Source organism: Polaribacter sp. BAL334, from assembly GCF_015767435.1.
Lineage (GTDB): Bacteria > Bacteroidota > Bacteroidia > Flavobacteriales > Flavobacteriaceae > Polaribacter.
The window spans coordinates 80995-101530 of record NZ_JADWOV010000323.1; the positions used below are offsets into that span (position 1 = coordinate 80995).

The window sequence follows — 20536 nt, forward strand, 5'->3', positions numbered from 1 at the left end:
TAACTAAAGACTAAAAACCATCCTCTGTCTCACAACTTCATATAATATAGCACCACAAGCTACAGAAACATTCAATGATTCTATTTCACCGAGCAATGGTAATTTAGCTTTAAAGTCTACCAATTTTAAAATAGAAGGATTTACACCTCTATCTTCAGAACCCATTATGATTGCTATAGGTTGATTCAAATTGATGTTATAAATTGAGTTTTCGGTTTTTTCTGTAGCAGCAACTGTTTTTATGTTGGATGCTTGTAATAAAAACAAGGCATCTTTAATATGATCAACTTTACAAATTGGGATTTTAAATGCAGCCCCTGCTGAAGTTTTTACTGTTTCAGCATTTACAGGAGCACTTCCATTTTTTTGGATTATAATTCCATTTACTCCAGTACATTCAGCTGTTCTGATAATGGCTCCAAAATTTCGAACATCAGAAAGTTGGTCTAGAATTAAAAAAAGTGGTATTTTGTTTTCCTCCAAAGTTTTTTCTATCAATTGCTCTAAATCATAAAAAGAAACTGGAGATATTTGAGCAACTGCACCTTGATGATTGTTGTTTTTTGACAATCGATTCAGTTTTTCAACTGGAACAATGCTAGTAGTTACTCTATGTTCACTAATTAATTTTTCCAATTCAACATGAAGTGAACTTCTCACTCCTTTTTGAAGATATACTTTATTGATGATAGTGCCACTTTGAATAGCTTCAATGATAGCTCTTAGTCCAAAAATGATCGTGTTTTCTGAATTCATGATGCAAATGTAGGGTAATTTTTGAGCAAAAAAAAGCCATCTATAAAAGATGGCTTTTTAGAATACTATTTTAATTATTTTGTGTCAAAAGCAGTAGCTTGACTTGCTCCAAAATCTCCACCACCAGTAGCTTTTACAACACCACCAATAGTAAGTGAATAAGAACCATTTGCAGGGAAACTTAAACCATCACCATAAGAATCTGTGATTGTAAAAGTATAATCTCTACCAGCACATAAAGTGATAGTTTCAGTTGCAGATGCTTGTCCATCAGAGTAAGTACCTGCAGCTTTAGATGCAACTACACCTCCTAAAGCGTCAGTAACTCTCCATCCTGTTTCACTACCATAACCATCAAAAGTAATATTTAAAGTAGCAGTAACTTCTGTACAATTTTGAATGTAACTTAAAGTTGTATTAGCACCAATTGATAAACCTTCAACATCAGCGAATTTTAATCTTAAAGCATTCACTCCAATACCTAAATTAGTATCAGTTAAAACAATTGTTAATGTTCCTTCGTTAGAACCTGCTGGAATAGATACAGAAGTAGGCACTGTATAAGATCCAGCTGCAGCCGTTGAAGTTGGTAATACAGTTATATCAAAAGATCGATCAGTACCAACTACATTTGCGGTATATACAGGAATATCAACTGATTTAGTACCTCCAACATCAACACCTGTTGAATATGTTGTTTTAGCAAACGTAATATAATTAGCATTTTGTCCAGCTGGCATTTCTTCTTCACAGCTAGTGAATGCAAATACTGTTAAAACAGTAAGTAATATAAGTTTAAATTTTTTCATATTTTAAAAATTTTTAAAAAATGGACAAAAAAGTTTACTATTTTTTGTCCATTTTAAATCATACATTATTGATTTTGAGTCGAAATAAATGGATTATCTTGAAGCTCTTGTACTGGAATCTCAAAAGTTAATCTTTCATCGTTGTGAGGAATTTGAACACCTACAAAAGATAAGTGGTTTGGTCCTCTTGAGATAGTAGCTTTGTTTCGTTTCATTGCTAAGTAACTTTTTCCTTCTCCCCACAATTCTAATCTTGTTTGTAAATAAATGTGGTTTGTTAATTGTGTACCATTTAATCCATCAACGTAGCTAGCATCTGGCACTCTTAAACCCATAAAGTTCTTAAGAATAGTTTTTGCTCTTGCTTCATTTCCTGATTTTGCAGCACATTCAGCAGCTAACAAGTGTACTTCAGAAATTCTATAGAAGTGAATATCATCTTGGATTGGTGTACCACCTCCAAAAGCAACTCTACGTGGATTATAGAACTTATTAATAGGTAATAAGTTTAAAGCACTTGCAGGATTGTTAAAGAATTGAGTTCTACGTCTGTCATTTGCAGGCATTTGGTTAAACAAATTTTGATCCATTACTTTGTAGTCACCTACACCAGCATAACTGTATGAAAAGTAATCAACTTGACCCCAGAAAGATAATAAACCTACTCCAGTGTTAGTATTTAAATCAATACCCCACATCCATCCTGGAGTAGATAATTGATTAAATCCACCTGTCAATTCTGCACCTTGCATTGGTGTAAAACCACCATTAGTGATTACGTCATTTGCCAATGTGTATGCAGGCCCATACTCTCCTTGAGCAGCTAAAGCATAAGCTAATATTGTTTGTGCAACTGGTTTGTTAATTTGAGACTTATTATCTCTTGCAAATCCGTCTAAGAAAACAATAGCTTCTCTTAAATCTTTTTCAATTAAATCATAAATAACAGAAGCTTTCACTTTTGGTCCATTTACATCTAATAAAGAAGTGTAAAGTGGTAAAATCTCTTGATCAGCATTGTACTCATTTTGATATAGTTGAGCCAAATAAAAGTAAGAATGTGCTCTTAAAGCTTTCGCTTGTCCTAATACATGTCTTGCTTCTGGTAATGCTGGATTCCCATCATTTCCACCCAATCCATCAATGATTAAGTTAACAGATCTAATGATTCTGTAATAATATCTCCAAGGAATGTAATTGGTTTGTCTGGTGAAATCAAGAGGAGCAACAAATTCAGTTATATCAGCTCTATACCATCCGTAAACACTTTGACTTAATGCCATGTCTCCACAAAGCATGTCCATAAAAATGTCTTCTCCTTTTTGACCAAAGTCAGTGTGACTTGTAGTTCCACCAGTTCCTGAAGTAAATGTCAAGGAGTATGCTCCAGCCATTGTACTCTCTAAAATTGCAGGTTTTACCTCAGCAGCTTCCTCAATTTGATCCGCAGTTAGGAACTGAGACGGTTGTTTGTCTAAAAAGTCTTTCTCACAACTGTAAGACAGGGCTAATATAGCCGAAGCAAAACCAATTTTTAATAATTTTTTCATGTTTTTAATATTTTATGTTTTATGTTAAAACTTTACTCGAACACCTAACGTGATTGTTGTCATAGGTGCATATAATCCACGGCCTGAGTTACCAGTTTCACTTGTTGTTGGTAAAAATCCGTTTCTAGCTGTAGATTGAAATAAATTGTCTCCAGCCATCCAAATGTTTACTGATTGCATTCCTGCTTTCGCAACAATGTCATTACTTAATGTATATCCAACTTTTAAGTTGTTCAATGCAATAAAATCAGTTTTTGTTAAAAATCTTGTTGATGCTGAAATTGCTTGAGCATCTAAAGCGTCTGCTAATCTTGGAACGTTAGTAATGTCACCTGGTTGTGTCCATCTGTTGAAAATATCTGTATGATAGTTGTTACCTGCAGCTCCAAAACGATCACTCATTAACTCTGCGTATTGACCATCATAAGCATAACCTCCCATACTGTAAGTAAATTGAGCAGAGATATCAAAATCATGAACTCTTGCAGCCAATCTAAAAGCTCCTTGTAATTTAGGAATTGAAGATTTGTTTACATAAACCTGAGATGCTCTCGCATAAGTTTTTGTAATTTGTTTTTTCATGTTAGTATTACCAACTCTTTTTTGATACTCAACAATAGAAGTTGTTTGGTTATTGTTGTTTGTATCATTAGGGTCGTTTGGATTTTGAATAAACCAAGGACTTGTAGCACTTGAAGTAGGTTCACCAGCATCAAGAATACCATTGTCATTTAAGTCATCCCAGTATTGATACCACATTGGAGCACCATCTGCTGGATCAACTCCTGCCCATTCTCTCATGAAGAAATCAAATATAGATCTTCCAGCTGACCATGCGTATGAACCTTGAACATCTAGAAATTTTTGTTGACCTGTAGCAGGATCTAAAGGCATATTGATAATTTCGTTTTCTAAGAAAGCTCCGTTTACAGATAAGTCTAAACTAAAGTTCTCTTTTTTAACTAAATGACCAGTTAAATCAAATTCCAAACCTCTGTTCATCAATTCACCATCATTTACTGTAATAATCGCAATACCCTGAGATGGTCCAACTCTTCTACTAAAAATTAAATTATCAGTTCTTTTGTCATAGAAATCGAAAGATCCGTCTAAGAATTTCCCTAATGTAAATTCAGTACCAAATTGGAACATTTTTGATGTTTCCCAAGTTAAATCTGGATTTCCATTACCACCTGGTTGAATAGAAACTTGTCCACCTAAGTTAGTTACGTTGAAAGTGTCAAAACCAGAGTAGAATCCTACACCACCTTGATCACCATTGATACCATAAGAAGCTTTCAATTTTAAGAATTTAATCAAGTTATTATCTTTTAAGAAGTCCTCTTGACTCATTACCCAAGAAGCACCAACTGAACCAAAAGTACCCCATTTATTGTTTACAAAACGAGAAGAACCGTCAGTTCTTAAAGATCCTGACAAAAAGTATTTTTCATCAAAGCTATAGTTTACTTGACCAAAGTATGATTCTACAGACCATCCTTGATTAAAACTTGTTGGTGTAGAAGTCATTTCAATAAAGTTATTCAACTCTAAAATAAATGGACTTGCCATGTTTCTTGCTGCTTGTGAAATGAAGTTTTGATCAAAATCAAAACTTTCATGCGCCGCTAAAACATCTAAGCTGTGTTTACCCCAAGATTTGTTAAATCTTAAAATCTGTTGGAAGTTTTGAGTTAAATTTTGTGTTGTACTGATAGATAATCTTCCGTTATCTGGAGCAAATGAACCATAAAAAGGATTGATAAAATCTCTATTTTCGCTTGTAGAGTATTGTGTACCATATTTCACTTGGAAATTCAAATTACTAGTTAGTTTGAAATCAAAGTCAAAATTTGCATTCAACTCATGTCTGTCTGTTTGATCTAAGTCTAATACAGCAGAAGCAACAGGGTTTAAACTGTTTGCGTTAGGTCTATTAATACCATAATCATATAAGAAACCACCTAATAAAGGATCTGGAATTTTGTCTCCATTTGCGTCTCTTTCAAAAACTGGATAGATAGGAGCCATTTTATCAGCAAATTCGAAGATGTTTTCAGCACCATTTGTTTGACCATTGTTAGTACTAGTTGAGAAAGCATAACCAGCATTTGCGCCTATTTTTAACCAAGGTTTGATTTCAGAGTTTAAGTTCAAACGAGTAGTATATCTTTTGTAGTTTGAATTGATAACAATACCATTATCTTCTAAAAATCCAAAAGATGCGAAGTAATTCGAAGTACTACTACCTCCACCCATACGTAAGTTTGCTTCGTATCTTGTTGCAGCATTTAAAGCTTCATCAGCATATCTTTCAGGAGTATATTTTCTTGTTACTCCAGGTCTTACAGATTTAGTTACAGGATCAATTAAATCAGCAGCAGTAGCAACATTCCACATATTGTAACCATTACCAATTCCATTTGCACCAAGTAACCTTCCGTTTGCGAATGCAACTGGATTTGCATTATTTGTAGCAACACCTCTGTTGTATAGACCTTCCCATACCAAACCAATGTATTGCTCAGGATTAGATACTACATCATATCTAGGAATTAATTGGTCATTGATACTTGATTTGATGTCAACTTCAATATAAGATTTATCAGAAGTACCTTTTTTAGTAGTAATTACAATTACACCATTAGCACCTCTAGAACCATAAATAGCAGTTGCAGTTGCATCTTTCAAAACTGTTGTACTTTCGATATCAGAAGGGTTGATAGAGTTGATACTTCCAGAAAAAGGAATACCATCAACAACATACAAAGGAGCTCTGTTTCCATTAACAGAACCAAAACCTCTAATTCTAACTGCAGCAACAGAACCAGGTTGTCCAGAACCATTAATTACTGTAACCCCAGCAACCTCACCAATCAAGGCTTGAGTTACGTTTGAAAAGTTTTTAGCTTCTAGTTTTTCTTTACTAACTACCGAAGCTGTTCCTGTAAAGGATTTTTTTGTAGAAGTACCATAACCAACTACAACAATCTCATCCAATACATTACTTTCTTGTTCTAACTTAACATTGATTGTGTTAGCACTTCCTACAGTTCTTTCAACAGTTTTGTATCCTAAATATCTAAAAACAAGCACATCGCCAGCTTTAGCTTTAATAGAATACTTTCCATCAAAATCTGTTTCTTGACCACTTAAGGTTCCTTTTACAAGAACACTTACGCCTGGCAAAGCACCAGATTCTTCAGTAACTGTACCAGAAATAGTCTTTTCTTGTGCAAAGGTAATTTGCACCACAAACGCTAGTAATAGCGTTAAAAATCCATTAAACTTTGTCTTCATTGTATAATTATTTGAATTAATTAATGCCAAAAGTCTTAAATTAAACTTAAAAAAACAATTTTTTAACATTAAAAAATTCACATACAATGAAAAATAATCAAAAAAACCAACCCAAGTGGGTTGGTTTTGATAATAAATACTTGTTTTTGTTGCTATTTAAACAACCAAAGTTTTGTGTCTAATTCATCTGCACCTTGTGCTGATATAGCAGCATTGTAGTTTACTTCATTATTTCCTTTTGCAGTTGCACTATATGCATGTCTTTGTGGAATACCAGTTGCATTTGAAAGTAAGTCTGCAGCAATAACTAATGGAATTTTAGAATTAGTTCCTTCAGCCTTGAATCTTCTCCATTCCGCCCAGCTATTATAACCTTGCAAATAAAGTGAAACCCATTTTTCATAAGCAATATCACTAATCCCAGAATATGGATTTGCAGTAACGTATGTTGTTATATCTCCTGCACTTACACCCCATTGTTGCATAGATGCTGTAATTGCTTGTCCATACAAAGATGCTGCGTTTTCAGTTGTCCATCCTTTAGCAGCTGCTTCAGCTCTTGCAAACAATACTTCAGCGTATGTATAAATCATCAAAGGAGCATCTCCTGTAAAAATGATATTATCTGTGATAAATGAATAATTTGCAGTAGCAGAATTTGATTTTCCATAAGGAGCACCAACAAAAGTACTTGAAGTTGTAGCTGGTTCTGCGAATTTTGCTAATCTTGGGTCTTCTGGAGCTACATTAGTTCCTGAACCAATCAATACATTTACAAATACATCACTTAATAAGTAATCTTTTCTTGACTCAAAACGGTCTTGCCAAGGATTGTCATTTGTGTCTTCAGTTAAATAAGTGTATTGAATATTTTGAGCATTTGAAGAGATTGCTCCAGTTCTAGCTTCATTAAATTTAGCTCTTCCTGTTGTAGGATCTGCCTTAGATAAACGTAAGCCCATGACCATTTTGATGGTGTTAGCAAATGTTCTCCATTTAGTCATATCACCACCAAAAAGGATATCACCATCTGGTCCATTTCCTGAATTAATCATTCCTAAAGCCATGTCCAATTCTGCAAAAAGCCCCATGTATATATCTTCTTGAGAATCATATTTTGGTTTTAGAAAATTTGCAGCATCATTTGCTTCAGAATAAGGTAAATATCCCCATCTTTCTGTCATCAATTGGAAATACCAAACTTTTAAAATGGTTGCAGCTGCAATTTGATTTCCATTGGAACCATAAGCTTGTGCTGAAACTTTCGTTTCATCGTTGGTATTTATTTTAATGATTTCAGCGATGTCTTGCAATTGAGCATACGCATCATCAGAACTCCAGTTTAAAGTTTCGTACCTAGATTCCTCATCATATTGTCCGTTTGATAAATATTGAACGTACAAATTAGATGTAGTATTTGCAATGTAAGCACTCATTCCTCTTTGAACACTTGTCAATAATAGAGATGGGACTGCATTACTTGGTGCATTTGGATTTACATTTGTATCTCCAAAATCTACTGTATCACAGGCTGCAAATGAAATTATTGCAGATAGAATAAGTAATTTTATTTTGTTAATTTTTTTCATTTTTTTACTATTTTTAAATTAAAACGACATTCTAACATTGATACCAACTGTACGTACGTTTGGTAATTGTCCTCCTTCAGTCCAGTTTACCCCATTTGCAGTTTCAATTTCAGAAGGATCTAATCCTGGAATTGCTGAATGAATTAACCAAACGTTGTTTGCGAAAATTCCTAAATTTAATTTATTGAATGGAGTTTTTTCTAACATTTTTGCAGGTAATTCATAATCTAAACGAACAGTTCTTAATTTTACATACGAAGCATCGTAAATCCATCTTTCATGCAATGCGAATAAACGTCCCCAATATGTTTGAGCTTCTACGTTGTAGGAAACAGGTAAACCTGTTGTAGCGTCTACGCCTTCAATTAAAACACCACCACCATCAGCAACAGCATCTCTCACAGGGTTTCCAAGGTTATTTAATCCAACAGTTTCTACTCCTAAACCAGAGTAGTTGTTAAACATTCTTGTTACAGAAAATACTTTTCCACCACTTTGAAAATCAATATCAAAACCTAAATTGAAATTTTTATAACGAATATTGTTAGACAAACCTCCCGTAAAATCAGGTAACACATTTCCTAGATATTGATTGGTATCATATAATGGATTTCCAGTTGAAGATAAAATCATATTTCCATCTGCATCTCTTCTGAAAGCTCTACCATAGATAGCCCCCCATTCTTCACCTTTTCTCTCTTGTAATTGAATGCCTCTCCAAGAGCTTGATAAGACATTGATATCTACACCATCAGCAATGGCATCAACAGTTCTTTTTAAGGTTGAGAAGTTTGTGTAAACACTCCATTCTAAATCTTCTGATTTAACAGGTGAAAAGTTCAATCCAATTTCGATACCACTTGATGTTTGTTGACCACTATTCAAAAATGTTTGAGTAAAACCTGTTGAACCATCTAGAGTTACTCTTGAAGGTAAGTTTTTATCAACTCTGTTAAAATAGGTTACGTCTAAATCAATTTTGTTATTGAATAATTTTAATTCTGTACCAAATTCATAATCAACTCTTTGTCCTCCTTCTAATGTTGGATTCGGGAAATTTCCTTGATTACTTAATGTTCCTGAACTACCGTAAGGAGTTCCAATATCAAAAGCAGGACTTAAAAGATATCTTGCTGGGAAGAATGGCCCCGAAGCCATACTAGCTCTTAATTTACCAAAGGAAATAATATCATTTTGTTCAATTAATTTAGTGAAAATAAAACTCAATGAACCTCCATAGGTTTCTACACGGTTTGCCTGATCATAAGCTGTTGATCCCCAATCAAATCTTGCAGATCCATCTAAAAACAACATATCTTTATATCCAAAAGATGCTTTTGCAAAAACTCCTTTTGATTTTTGTAAATAACTTGAATTTACCACAGTTGGTCTGTCAGCAGAAGTGCTTAAACTATAAAAATTCAATGTAGTTAAACCGCCATTTGTATTTGATCTAAGTGTTTCGCCACCTAAGGTAATCAATTCAAAACCAACACTTGCATTCATGTCTAAATCTTCAGTAATGTCTTTTGAATAGTTTACAATTCCAAATAATTCATCTCTGTAATCAAAACTTTCATTTTCGCTGTATGATGGGATTGGATTTACACCACCAAAAGCCAATCTGTCATTGAATTCAAAAGAGTTGTATGTTTTTCTGATTTCAATATATCCGTTCAAGTTGTCATTCACAGTATAATTCAAACCCATTCTACCATAGGTAGCATTTTTAGTTTGGAAATTTAAATTTTCATTAGTTTCAAAGAAAGGAGAATCCCAGTATAATGGTCTGGTGTCTGTTGGACTATTGATGTTCCATGAAACGAATGAACCATTTCTATTGTAGTTTCTTACACGATCCATATCCAATTGACGTTGCCACCATTGATTGAAGTTTGATGCAATATTGCCATAACCATTATCAGGAAAGTTTCTTGTTCTACGATCTTGATAGTTGATATTTGCGTATGCCTCTAATTTATCTGTAATGTTAAAGCGAATGTTTGTATAAGCTTGAACTTGTCTTCTAAATGAATTCGGAACAACACTTGTTCTGTCAATATTTACAATACCTCCTTTGATATTGTATCCTTCACCACCTTTGGTAAAATCTACAGAAGTGTTATTTACAGTTCCTGTGTCGAAAAAATCTTTTACATTGTTTGGATTTGGTGAGAAAGCTCTCAATTTTCCAAACTCAGGGTCTCCTTGAATCCAAGAATCCCAATGACGAACCATTTGTCCATTCATTTTTGGTCCCCAACTTTCGTCTGCGTAGTATTCAACCATTGGCTGTCCATTAAATGCTGACCATGAAGCTGGATGTTGAGCAGGATTGAAAGTGAATGTATTGAATTCTTGAGAATAACCACCTCCATATTCATTTTGATACTCAGGCAATGCATATACATTTTCCATAGCTGTACTATGGTTTAAAGTAATGATAGCCTGTCCTTTTTTTGCAGTCTTAGTTGTAATGATAATGATACCACCCGTCGCTTCAGGCCCATATAATGCTGTTGCTGCTGCTCCTTTTAAAACAGTTAAGTCAGCTATATCATCTGTATTGATGTCTGAGATGCTGTTTACTTTTACGTTGTCAACTATGTATAGAGAAATACTTTGACCTCTTAAACGAATACCAGAATTGTCAAATCCTGCTGAAGGAGCTCCAACTGCTTGAACTCCAGATACTCTACCCGCAAGTGCATTGTTTAAATCAGTCTCTCTTGATCTAACTAGGTTTTCTGGTTTAACCGATTGTTGAGAAGAACCTACAGATTTTTTATCTCTTTTAATACCTAGAGAAGTAATTACAATTTCATCTAATAATCCAGCGTCTTCAACCATTACTATGTCAATAGTACTGGAAGTTCCAACTTTCTTTTCAGATGTTTTGTACCCTACATAACTAAAGCTCAGGACGTCACCTACTTTTGCTTTAATTGTGTATTTTCCATTAAAATCAGTTTCTGTTCCGGTTTTGGTTCCTTTTACAAGAACACTAACTCCAGGTAAATTGCCTGAGCTATCGGAAACAGTTCCAGAAACTGTTTTTTCTTGTGCAAACGATATTTGCACAACCAATGCTAATAATAGCATTACAATCCATTTTAACTTTGTTTTCATTGTTTTGTTATGTTTGAATTAATTGCACCAAATATCTTAATTTATTGTTAATAAAAAAACGAAAATTGTTAAAAAACGTTAAAAGTGCTAATTAAAATCAAAAAAAAATTCAAAAAAATCAAACTTTAAAAAAAGTTTTTCCAATTCACAATTAACTTAACTTGCTTAAAGTCAATAGGATTACTATTATTTTTTCCTGCAGCAAGGTTGATATTTATCTGTGAATTTATTGTATTAAAAAAATATCCAATTCCAAAACCTAATGCGTTTTTTTGTTCGTTTTGACTTGAAAATCTTCCAAAATCAGTAATTGAATATAAATATGAGCGTGAGTTTGTTAGAATTCTGTATTCAATATTGAAAAAAGTGTAGCTTTCTGTAAAGATGCTTTGCTCATTAAATCCTCTTATTGAATTGGCGCCACCAATTCTAAAAAGTTCATTGGTTAAATAGGTATCAGAATTTAAATATCCTGTTTCATTTTTAATGAAAAGACTATTTCTGGGATTTATATCCCAAATGTAAGACAGTGTTGTTTTAATTTTAAATTGATTTGTGAAATCATTTGATGTTTTTCTTCTTCCGAATGCAGGATTGATGTCAAAATGAAATTTATCAAAATAAAAAACGTCATTTCTTGGTTTTGTGTAAGAAAAGTAAATTCCGTAAAAATTATTCGAGAAAGTTTCAATATTATTTGTTTTTAGTTGCTCTAAATTTTCGGAAGACTCTGATTCGTATTGAATGCCTAATTTGTAAAAATTATCTAGGCTAAATTTCAAATTTGCCTTGAAATTTGTATTCAAGAAAGTAGAGTCTTGTTTGTAAATAGAAAATGCAATTTCTGGACTGAAAATCGAATTGAAAATGTATGGAATTGCTGTAGTTATTTTAAATTCTTGACGCTCTTCAGCGATACTATTCCAAAAAATTTCAAATCTTTCACCAGTATTAATAATGTTTTGAAAGCGGACATCTAGCATTCCATTAAATAAAACGCCACCATTTTCTTTCGAACTAAAATTTACAATTCCATCAATACTGTTGTTTTGTTTTTTTGATATGTATACAAAAAGTTGTGTAGAGTCTTTTGTGAACAATACTTCAGGAGGTTTTATTTCTTCGATAAATGGTAAGTTTTTGCTGTTTGAAGAAATTTCTTCTATTTTTTTCTGATTAAAGATGGTTGAAGGTTTGATTCTAAAATAATTCTTTAAAAATGAAGTTGGAAAATTTTCATATCCTTTGATGATCACCTTTTGAATGGTTCTTTTTTCAGATGGATTAATTTCTAAATCAGCAAAAAGAGTTTTATGATTAATTTGAATGTTTTTCAGCTGCACTTTTGAAAAAGATTTTCCCTCATTATCGAGAGTTTCAGAAATCGAATTCAACATTGGTTCTAATTCACTAATTTTTATTTCAAATGAGTTGTTGATTAGTTTGATATTTTTAATTGTTGCATTTTCTGATGAGTCAATTCTGATGATCGCCTTTTCTATCAAATCATTTAAAGAGAAAAATGCACTGTATTTTTTGTCTATTTTTTTAATACTATCAATGGTATTTGTAAAATAGCCCATGTTTTTAAGCAAGGTTGAGATTTTTTCAATCTCTGAATTTATGGAAGGAATATTTTTTATTTTTTTTTGATAATTAATCTTATCTAAAATTTGCTGTTCGTTTCTGTTTTTTGAAATCAATTCCAAAGAAAATTCTTGTGAAAATCCCTTTAGAGAAATTATCAAAAAAAAACATACATATATATAATGTAGAAAAGTAACTTTCAATTGTTGATTTATTTGAGGGTAAATGTACTTCAAATCGATAAAATTTTAGGTCTTAAAAATTTCTGATAAAAAAATAACTTATTGATTTTTGAATAATTAGAAATTAATTGTACATTTGCACACCCAAAAAATAGGGGAAAGTTTAATTATAAACGAAAAACAGTAATAATTTAGTATGCCAACTATTCAACAATTAGTTCGTAAAGGAAGAACCAAAATAACTAAGAAGAGTAAATCGGCTGCTTTGTCGTCTTGTCCTCAAAGACGTGGAGTTTGTACGCGTGTTTATACTACAACACCAAAAAAACCTAATTCAGCAATGCGTAAAGTTGCCAGAGTTAGATTGACAAATGGTAATGAGATAAACGCTTACATTCCAGGTGAAGGACACAACTTACAAGAGCACTCGATAGTATTAGTTAGAGGTGGAAGAGTAAAAGATTTACCAGGTGTAAAGTATCACGTAGTTCGTGGAGCTTTAGATACAGCAGGTGTTGCAGGAAGAACGCAACGCAGATCTAAGTATGGAGCAAAACGTCCAAAACCAGGTCAAGCAGCTGCAGCGCCAACAAAAGGTAAGAAAAAGTAATTTAAAATCTTTTAATGTAAAGACATGAGAAAAAGAAGAGCCAAAAAAAGAGAGCTTTTACCAGATCCAAAGTTCAATGACCAATTGGTTACACGTTTTGTGAATAACTTAATGTGGGATGGTAAAAAATCTGTGGCGTTTAAAGTATTTTACGATGCATTAGACATTGTAGATCAAAGAAAAACCGATGCTGAAAAATCAGCATTAGAAGTTTGGAAAGAAGGATTGTCAAATGTAATGCCTCACGTAGAAGTTCGTTCAAGACGTGTTGGAGGTGCTACATTCCAAATCCCAATGCAAATTAGACCAGATAGAAAAGTGTCTATGGCAATAAAATGGATGATTACGTACACTAGAAAACGTAATGAAAAAACCATGGCTCAGCGTTTAGCTGCTGAAATTTTAGCTGCGGCTAAAGAAGAAGGAGCTGCTGTTAAGAAAAGAATGGATACTCATAAAATGGCAGAAGCTAACAAAGCATTCTCTCACTTCAGATTTTAATAGAAATGGCTAGAGACTTAAAATATACAAGAAATATTGGTATTGCAGCACATATTGATGCTGGTAAAACAACCACTACAGAGCGTATTTTGTACTACACAGGTGTTTCTCACAAAATTGGAGAAGTACATGATGGAGCTGCAACAATGGACTGGATGGAACAAGAGCAAGAAAGAGGTATCACTATCACTTCTGCTGCTACAACATGTGAGTGGGTTTTTCCAAGAGAAAATGGTCAACCAACTGATGATTCAAAAAGTTACCATTTCAATATTATTGATACACCTGGTCACGTAGATTTTACAGTAGAAGTAAATAGATCTTTACGTGTATTAGATGGTTTAGTATTTTTGTTTTCTGCGGTTGATGGTGTGGAACCACAATCTGAAACAAACTGGAGATTAGCAGATAATTACAAAGTTCCTAGAATCGGTTTCGTTAATAAAATGGATCGTCAAGGATCTGATTTTATGATGGTTAATAGACAGGTAAAAGAAATGTTGGGCTCTAATGCAGTGCCTATTGTTTTACCAATTGGTGAAGAATCTGATTTTAGAGGTGTTGTTGATTTAGTAAAAAATAGAGCAATCATTTGGCATGAAGAATCTTTAGGAGCAACATTTGATGTTGTTGAAATTCCTGAGGATTTGAAAGAAGAAGCGAAACAATACAGAGCTTTGTTAATTGAAGAAGTAGCAGGTTATGATGAAAATCTTTTGGAGAAATTCATGGAAGATGAAGATTCAATTACTGAAGATGAAATTCATACTGCTTTGAGAGCTGCTGTAACAGATATGGCAATTATCCCAATGATTTGTGGTTCATCTTTCAAAAATAAAGGCGTTCAGTTTTTATTAGATGCTGTTTGTCGTTATTTACCTTCTCCTTTAGATAGAGAAAATATTTACGGAACAGATCCTGAAACAGGATTAGAAATTTCTCGTAAACCAGATGTAAAAGAACCTTTTGCTGCATTGGCTTTTAAAATTGCAACTGATCCATTTGTTGGACGTTTGGCTTTCTTTAGAGCATATTCAGGAAGATTAGATGCAGGTTCTTATGTATTGAACAATACATCAGGAAAAAAAGAACGTATTTCTAGAATTTATCAAATGCATGCTAACAAGCAAAATGCAATTGATTATATCGAAGCTGGAGATATTGGAGCTGCAGTAGGATTTAAATCAATCAAAACAGGAGATACTCTTTCAGATGAAAAGCATCCAATTGTTTTAGAATCAATGAATTTCCCTGATCCAGTTATTGGTATTGCTGTAGAGCCTAAAACGAAAGCAGATGTTGATAAATTAGGGATATCTTTAGCTAAATTAGCCGAAGAAGATCCAACGTTTACAGTTAGAACTGATGAAGCCTCTGGTCAAACAATCATATCTGGAATGGGTGAGTTACACTTAGATATCATTGTAGATCGTTTAAGACGTGAGTTTAAAGTTGATGTAAATCAAGGTCAACCACAAGTTGAATATAAAGAAGCAATTACAGCCGCTGCTGAACATAGAGAAGTTTATAAAAAACAATCTGGTGGACGTGGTAAATTTGCTGATATCGTTTTCAGAATGGAACCTGCAGATGCTGGTGTTCAAGGATTGCAATTCGAATCTGTAATCAAAGGTGGGAATATTCCAAAAGAATTTGTTCCGTCAATTGAAAAAGGATTTAGAGAAGCAATGAAAAACGGTCCTTTGGCTGGTTATGAAATGGATTCTATGAAGATTACAGTAATGGATGGTTCATTCCACGCTGTCGATTCTGATCAATTATCTTTCGAATTAGCTGCAAAAATGGGTTATAAAGCTGCTGCAAAATCTGCAAGAGCTAAAATAATGGAACCTATTATGAAGTTAGAAGTATTGACTCCAGAAGAAAATATGGGTGATATTGTTGGGGATCTTAATAGAAGAAGAGGGCAAGTGTCAGATATGTCAGATAGAGCTGGTTCAAAAGTTATTAAAGCAACAGTTCCATTATCAGAAATGTTTGGATATGTAACTGCTTTAAGAACGATGTCTTCAGGAAGAGCAACATCAACAATGGAATTTTCACATTACGAAGAAACCCCAACTAGCATTGCTGAAGCTGTAATAGCTGCTGCAAAAGGATAATCTACTAAATAAAAAACGATGAGTCAAAAAATTAGAATAAAATTAAAATCTTACGATTACAATTTGGTAGATAAATCTGCTGAAAAAATCGTTAAGACTGTAAAGAGTACAGGAGCTGTTGTGAACGGTCCTATTCCTTTACCAACAAATAAAAAAATATTTACGGTTTTACGTTCACCACACGTAAATAAAAAATCTAGAGAACAATTTCAGTTATCTGCATACAAACGTTTGTTAGATATTTACAGTTCATCATCAAAAACAATTGATGCTTTGATGAAATTAGAACTTCCTAGTGGAGTAGAAGTAGAAATTAAAGTATAATTTTTTTTATTATTTCGGTTTATCTGTTTGGTAAACCGAAATAATTTTATACTTTTGCAACCCGAATTAGAGTAGGGTTCACCTATTTTTATGATTTCATAGAAATAGATACATGTCCAGAGCGTTTCGCGAAGGAAAAACGGTAAAAACAAATTCAGCGTTGAAAGTGTTTTTACGCTGTTTTTTTTTAACAGAAATTCAAAGGAACAAAACAATAAATAAAATAATTAATAATTTAAAAATGTCTGGGTTAATAGGTAGAAAAATTGGAATGACCAGCTTATTTGATGAAAACGGGAAGAATATTCCTTGTACAGTAATCGAAGCAGGTCCTTGCGTTGTTACCCAAGTCAGAACCAAAGAGGTTGACGGCTACAATGCGTTACAACTTGGTTTCGATGACAAAAAGGCAAAGAGTTCTAACAAAGCGTTAGACGGTCACTTTAAAAAAGCTGGCACCACTGCTAAGAAAAAAGTCGTTGAATTCCAAGGGTTTGAAGAAGAGTATAAATTAGGAGATTCCCTAACTGTAAGCGTTTTTTCTGAAGGAGAATTTGTTGATGTATCAGGTGTTTCTAAAGGAAAAGGTTTTCAGGGTGTTGTAAAACTTCACGGCTTTGCTGGAGTTGGTCAAGCTACTCATGGACAACACAATCGTTTAAGAGCTCCAGGTTCAGTAGGTGCTGCATCTTATCCAGCTAGAGTATTCAAAGGAATGCGTATGGCAGGAAGAATGGGTGGTGATAATGTGAAAGTACAAAACTTAAAAGTATTAAAAGTAGTTCCTGAAAAGAATTTACTTGTTGTTAAAGGAGCTGTTCCTGGACACAAAAATGCTTTTGTAACTATTCAGAAATAATGGAAGTAGCAGTTTTAGATATTACAGGAAAAGATACAGGTAGAAAAGTTGAACTTTCTAACGATGTATTTGGAATAGCACCAAACGATCATGCAATTTATTTAGACGTTAAACAATTTCTTGCGAATCAAAGACAAGGAACTCATAAATCTAAAGAAAAAGCAGAAGTTGCTGGTTCTACTAGAAAAATTAAAAAGCAAAAAGGTACTGGTACTGCAAGAGCAGGTTCAATCAAATCAGGTGTATTTAGAGGTGGAGGACGTTTTTTTGGACCTAGACCTAGAAGTTACTCTTTTAAATTGAATAAAAACTTAAAGCGTTTAGCGCGTAAGTCAGCTTTGAGTATTCAGGCAAATCAACACAATTTAGTAGTTATAGAAGATTTCAATTTTGAATCACCAAAAACTAAAAATTTCGTTGATATTTTAAAAGCTTTAGAGTTAGATACAAAAAAATCATTATTTGTTTTAGGTGACATCAATGAGAATGTGTATTTATCTTCAAGAAATTTAAAATCTTCTAAAGTAATCAATGCTTCAGAATTAAATACTTATGGTATTTTAAATGCAAATAAAATTGTGTTTACTGAAGGTTCTTTGGAAGGTATTCATACAAACTTACATAAATAGGGATTCAAAATGAGTATTTTAATAAAACCTATTATTACAGAGAAAGCAACAAACGACAGTGAAGTTAACAATCGTTACTCATTTATAGTTGCAAAGAAAGCTAATAAATTAGAGATCAAATCAGCGGTTCAATCAGCTTATGGAGTTTCTATAGAAAGCGTTAAAACTTTGAATTATCCAGTTCAAAAAAGCACAAAGTATACTAAAAAAGGTTTAGTTACTGGTGTAAAAGGAGGTTTCAAAAAAGCAATCGTACAGTTAGCTGAAGGAGAAAGTATTGATTTTTATAACAATCTATAAGAAAATAGACAACAATGTCAGTTAGAAAATTAAAACCAATAACACCAGGTCAGCGTTTTAGAGTTGTAAATGGGTTCGACACCATTACAACTGATAAGCCGGAGAAAAGTTTAATTTCTTCGAAAAAAAGTTCTGGAGGTCGAAACAGTCAGGGAAGAATGACAACCCGTAATATCGGTGGTGGTCATAAACAAAAATATCGTGTTATCGATTTTAAAAGAGATAAAACAGGTATTCCTGCAACAGTAAAAACAATTGAATACGATCCAAATCGTACTGCATTTATAGCATTGTTATTTTATGCTGATGGAGAAAAACGTTATGTGATTGCTCAAAATGGTTTACAAGTTGATCAAGTAATTATTTCTGGTAGTGGAGTTGCTCCTGAAATTGGAAATACATTACCTTTAAGTGAAATTCCTTTAGGAACTACAATTTCATGTATTGAATTACGTCCTGGACAAGGTGCTGTTATGGCTCGTTCTGCTGGTTCTTTTGCTCAATTGATGGCAAGAGATGGAAAGTATGCGACTGTAAAACTTCCTTCAGGTGAAACAAGATTGATTCTTTTAACTTGTATGGCTACAATCGGAGTTGTTTCTAACTCAGACCACCAATTATTAGTTTCTGGAAAAGCTGGTAGAAGAAGATGGTTAGGAAGAAGACCAAGAGTAAATGCAGTAAGAATGAACCCTGTAGATCACCCAATGGGTGGTGGAGAAGGTCGTGCTTCTGGAGGTCATCCAAGATCAAGAAATGGTATTCCTGCTAAAGGATATAAAACTAGATCTAAAACCAAAGCTAGTAACAAGTATATTGTAGAACGTAGAAAGAAATAATAAGTTATGGCAAGATCATTAAAAAAAGGACCTTTCGTTCACTATAAATTAGAGAAAAAAGTGTTAGCTAATGTTGAGGCTGGAAGCAAAACAGTAATTAAAACTTGGTCAAGAGCAAGTATGATTACTCCAGACTTTGTAGGACAAACAATTGCTGTTCATAACGGACGTCAGTTTGTACCAGTATATGTTACAGAAAACATGGTAGGGCATAAGTTAGGTGAATTTTCACCAACCCGTTCTTTTAGAGGACATGCAGGTGCTAAAAATAAAGGTAAAAAATAGTAGGAAATGGGAGTTCGTAAAAAAAACATGGCAGATCAGATAAAAGCAGAGAAAAAGCAACGCGCTTTTGCTAAGCTTACTAACTGTCCTACATCACCAAGAAAAATGCGTTTGGTAGCTGATCAAGTAAGAGGCGTTGAAGTTGAAAAAGCTTTAGCTATTTTAAAATTTAGCCCAAAAGATGCATCAAAAAATTTAGAGAAATTATTATTATCTGCTATTGCAAATTGGCAAGCTAAGAATGAAACCTCTAGTATTGAAGATGCTGGTTTATTTGTAAAATCTATTTGTGTAGATAGCGCTGGAATGTTAAAAAGATTAAGACCAGCTCCACAAGGACGTGCTCATAGAATTCGCAAGCGTTCTAACCACGTTACATTAGAGTTAGGAAGTAAAAATTTAAGTAATTAATCTAAGTAGAAATGGGACAAAAAACGAATCCAATAGGAAATCGATTAGGAATCATCAGAGGTTGGGAGTCTAACTGGTTTGGTGGAAATGACTACGGAGATAAAATTGCTGAAGATGATAAGATAAGAAAGTATGTGAATGCTAGATTATCAAAAGCAAGTGTATCTAGAATATTTATTGAGCGTACTTTAAAACTTGTAACCGTTACTATCACTACTGCACGTCCAGGTATCATTATTGGTAAAGGAGGTCAAGAGGTAGACAAGTTAAAAGAAGAGCTTAAAAAAATTACTGGTAAAGAAGTTCAAATCAATATTTTTGAAATTAAACGTCCAGAGTTAGATGCTAATTTAGTTGCTATCAGTGTTGCTCGTCAAATTGAAAATAGAATCTCTTACAAAAGAGCTATCAAAATGGCAATCACTTCAACCATGAAAATGAATGCTGAAGGAATTAAAATTCAAATTTCAGGTCGTTTAAATGGTGCTGAAATGGCACGTTCTGAGCATTTTAAAGAAGGAAGAATTCCTTTATCAACGTTCAGAGCTGATATTGATTATTCACTTGCTGAAGCTCATACTACCTATGGAAGATTAGGGATTAAAGTATGGATTATGAAGGGTGAGGTTTATGGAAAAAGAGAATTATCTCCTCTAGTAGGTTTAACTAAAAAGCAAGCTCCAACAAAAGGAGGTGCTCCAAGTCCTGCTAAACGTCAACCTCGTAAAAGAAAATAATTTTTAAATTAGAAAT

The 20536-nt window shown here is 33.4% G+C and carries 18 protein-coding genes; 11 read left to right on the plus strand and 7 right to left on the minus strand.

The window, feature by feature from the left end; all coding sequences use genetic code 11:
* Positions 1 to 3: 3 nt before the first annotated feature.
* The 7 genes from rlmB to IU405_RS14965 form a co-directional block, all read right to left on the minus strand.
* Complete coding sequence (gene rlmB, locus IU405_RS14935; protein ID WP_197439421.1) at positions 4 to 756, minus strand: 23S rRNA (guanosine(2251)-2'-O)-methyltransferase RlmB; 753 nt, start codon at positions 754 to 756, stop codon at positions 4 to 6.
* Between the two features lie 74 nt (positions 757 to 830).
* The gene (locus IU405_RS14940) at positions 831 to 1565 is read right to left on the minus strand and encodes a hypothetical protein (RefSeq protein WP_197439422.1); all 735 of its coding nucleotides are present in this window, start codon (positions 1563 to 1565) and stop codon (positions 831 to 833) included.
* Between the two features lie 65 nt (positions 1566 to 1630).
* Positions 1631 to 3115: a RagB/SusD family nutrient uptake outer membrane protein gene (locus IU405_RS14945; protein ID WP_197439423.1), complete on the minus strand. Its 1485-nt coding sequence runs from the start codon at positions 3113 to 3115 to the stop codon at positions 1631 to 1633.
* Positions 3116 to 3139: 24 nt separating this feature from the next.
* Positions 3140 to 6415, minus strand: a complete 3276-nt coding sequence (locus IU405_RS14950) for a SusC/RagA family TonB-linked outer membrane protein (protein ID WP_197439424.1) — start codon at positions 6413 to 6415, stop codon at positions 3140 to 3142.
* Positions 6416 to 6567: 152 nt separating this feature from the next.
* Complete coding sequence (locus tag IU405_RS14955; RefSeq protein WP_197439425.1) at positions 6568 to 8004, minus strand: SusD/RagB family nutrient-binding outer membrane lipoprotein; 1437 nt, start codon at positions 8002 to 8004, stop codon at positions 6568 to 6570.
* A gap of 18 nt (positions 8005 to 8022) precedes the next feature.
* Entirely contained in the window at positions 8023 to 11133 is a 3111-nt protein-coding gene (locus tag IU405_RS14960) for a SusC/RagA family TonB-linked outer membrane protein (protein WP_197439426.1), read from the minus strand.
* A 125-nt stretch (positions 11134 to 11258) separates the two neighbouring features.
* Entirely contained in the window at positions 11259 to 12956 is a 1698-nt protein-coding gene (locus IU405_RS14965) for a POTRA domain-containing protein (RefSeq protein ID WP_197439427.1), read from the minus strand.
* A gap of 142 nt (positions 12957 to 13098) precedes the next feature.
* Between IU405_RS14965 and rpsL the strand changes: the two genes are divergently transcribed.
* The 11 genes from rpsL (at position 13099) to rpsC (ending at position 20520) form a co-directional block, all read left to right on the plus strand.
* Entirely contained in the window at positions 13099 to 13512 is a 414-nt protein-coding gene (rpsL, locus tag IU405_RS14970) for a 30S ribosomal protein S12 (protein WP_105046116.1), read from the plus strand.
* Between the two features lie 24 nt (positions 13513 to 13536).
* A complete protein-coding gene (gene rpsG / locus IU405_RS14975) occupies positions 13537 to 14013 on the plus strand; it encodes a 30S ribosomal protein S7 (protein ID WP_197439428.1) in 477 nt (158 codons plus the stop codon).
* A 5-nt stretch (positions 14014 to 14018) separates the two neighbouring features.
* Positions 14019 to 16136 (plus strand): elongation factor G, encoded by a 2118-nt coding sequence (fusA, locus tag IU405_RS14980; protein WP_197439429.1) that lies wholly within the window; start codon positions 14019 to 14021, stop codon positions 16134 to 16136.
* Positions 16137 to 16154: 18 nt separating this feature from the next.
* Positions 16155 to 16460 carry a 30S ribosomal protein S10 gene (gene rpsJ / locus IU405_RS14985; RefSeq protein ID WP_024740605.1) on the plus strand — a complete coding sequence of 102 codons (306 nt, stop codon included), beginning with the start codon at positions 16155 to 16157 and terminating at the stop codon, positions 16458 to 16460.
* 241 nt (positions 16461 to 16701) lie between these two features.
* Positions 16702 to 17319 (plus strand): 50S ribosomal protein L3, encoded by a 618-nt coding sequence (gene rplC / locus IU405_RS14990; RefSeq protein ID WP_197439430.1) that lies wholly within the window; start codon positions 16702 to 16704, stop codon positions 17317 to 17319.
* Positions 17319 to 17948 carry a 50S ribosomal protein L4 gene (gene rplD, locus IU405_RS14995; protein WP_197439431.1) on the plus strand — a complete coding sequence of 210 codons (630 nt, stop codon included), beginning with the start codon at positions 17319 to 17321 and terminating at the stop codon, positions 17946 to 17948. Before rplC ends, rplD begins: the two co-directional genes overlap by 1 nt.
* Positions 17949 to 17957: 9 nt before the next feature.
* Positions 17958 to 18248, plus strand: coding sequence for a 50S ribosomal protein L23 (gene rplW / locus IU405_RS15000; protein WP_197439432.1), 291 nt, complete (start codon positions 17958 to 17960; stop codon positions 18246 to 18248).
* Between the two features lie 14 nt (positions 18249 to 18262).
* Entirely contained in the window at positions 18263 to 19087 is an 825-nt protein-coding gene (gene rplB / locus IU405_RS15005) for a 50S ribosomal protein L2 (RefSeq protein WP_197439433.1), read from the plus strand.
* A gap of 6 nt (positions 19088 to 19093) precedes the next feature.
* Entirely contained in the window at positions 19094 to 19372 is a 279-nt protein-coding gene (gene rpsS / locus IU405_RS15010) for a 30S ribosomal protein S19 (RefSeq protein ID WP_105046109.1), read from the plus strand.
* A gap of 6 nt (positions 19373 to 19378) precedes the next feature.
* The gene (gene rplV, locus IU405_RS15015; RefSeq protein WP_197439434.1) at positions 19379 to 19783 is read left to right on the plus strand and encodes a 50S ribosomal protein L22; all 405 of its coding nucleotides are present in this window, start codon (positions 19379 to 19381) and stop codon (positions 19781 to 19783) included.
* An 11-nt stretch (positions 19784 to 19794) separates the two neighbouring features.
* Entirely contained in the window at positions 19795 to 20520 is a 726-nt protein-coding gene (gene rpsC / locus IU405_RS15020) for a 30S ribosomal protein S3 (protein ID WP_197439435.1), read from the plus strand.
* The last annotated feature ends 16 nt before the right edge of the window (positions 20521 to 20536 follow it).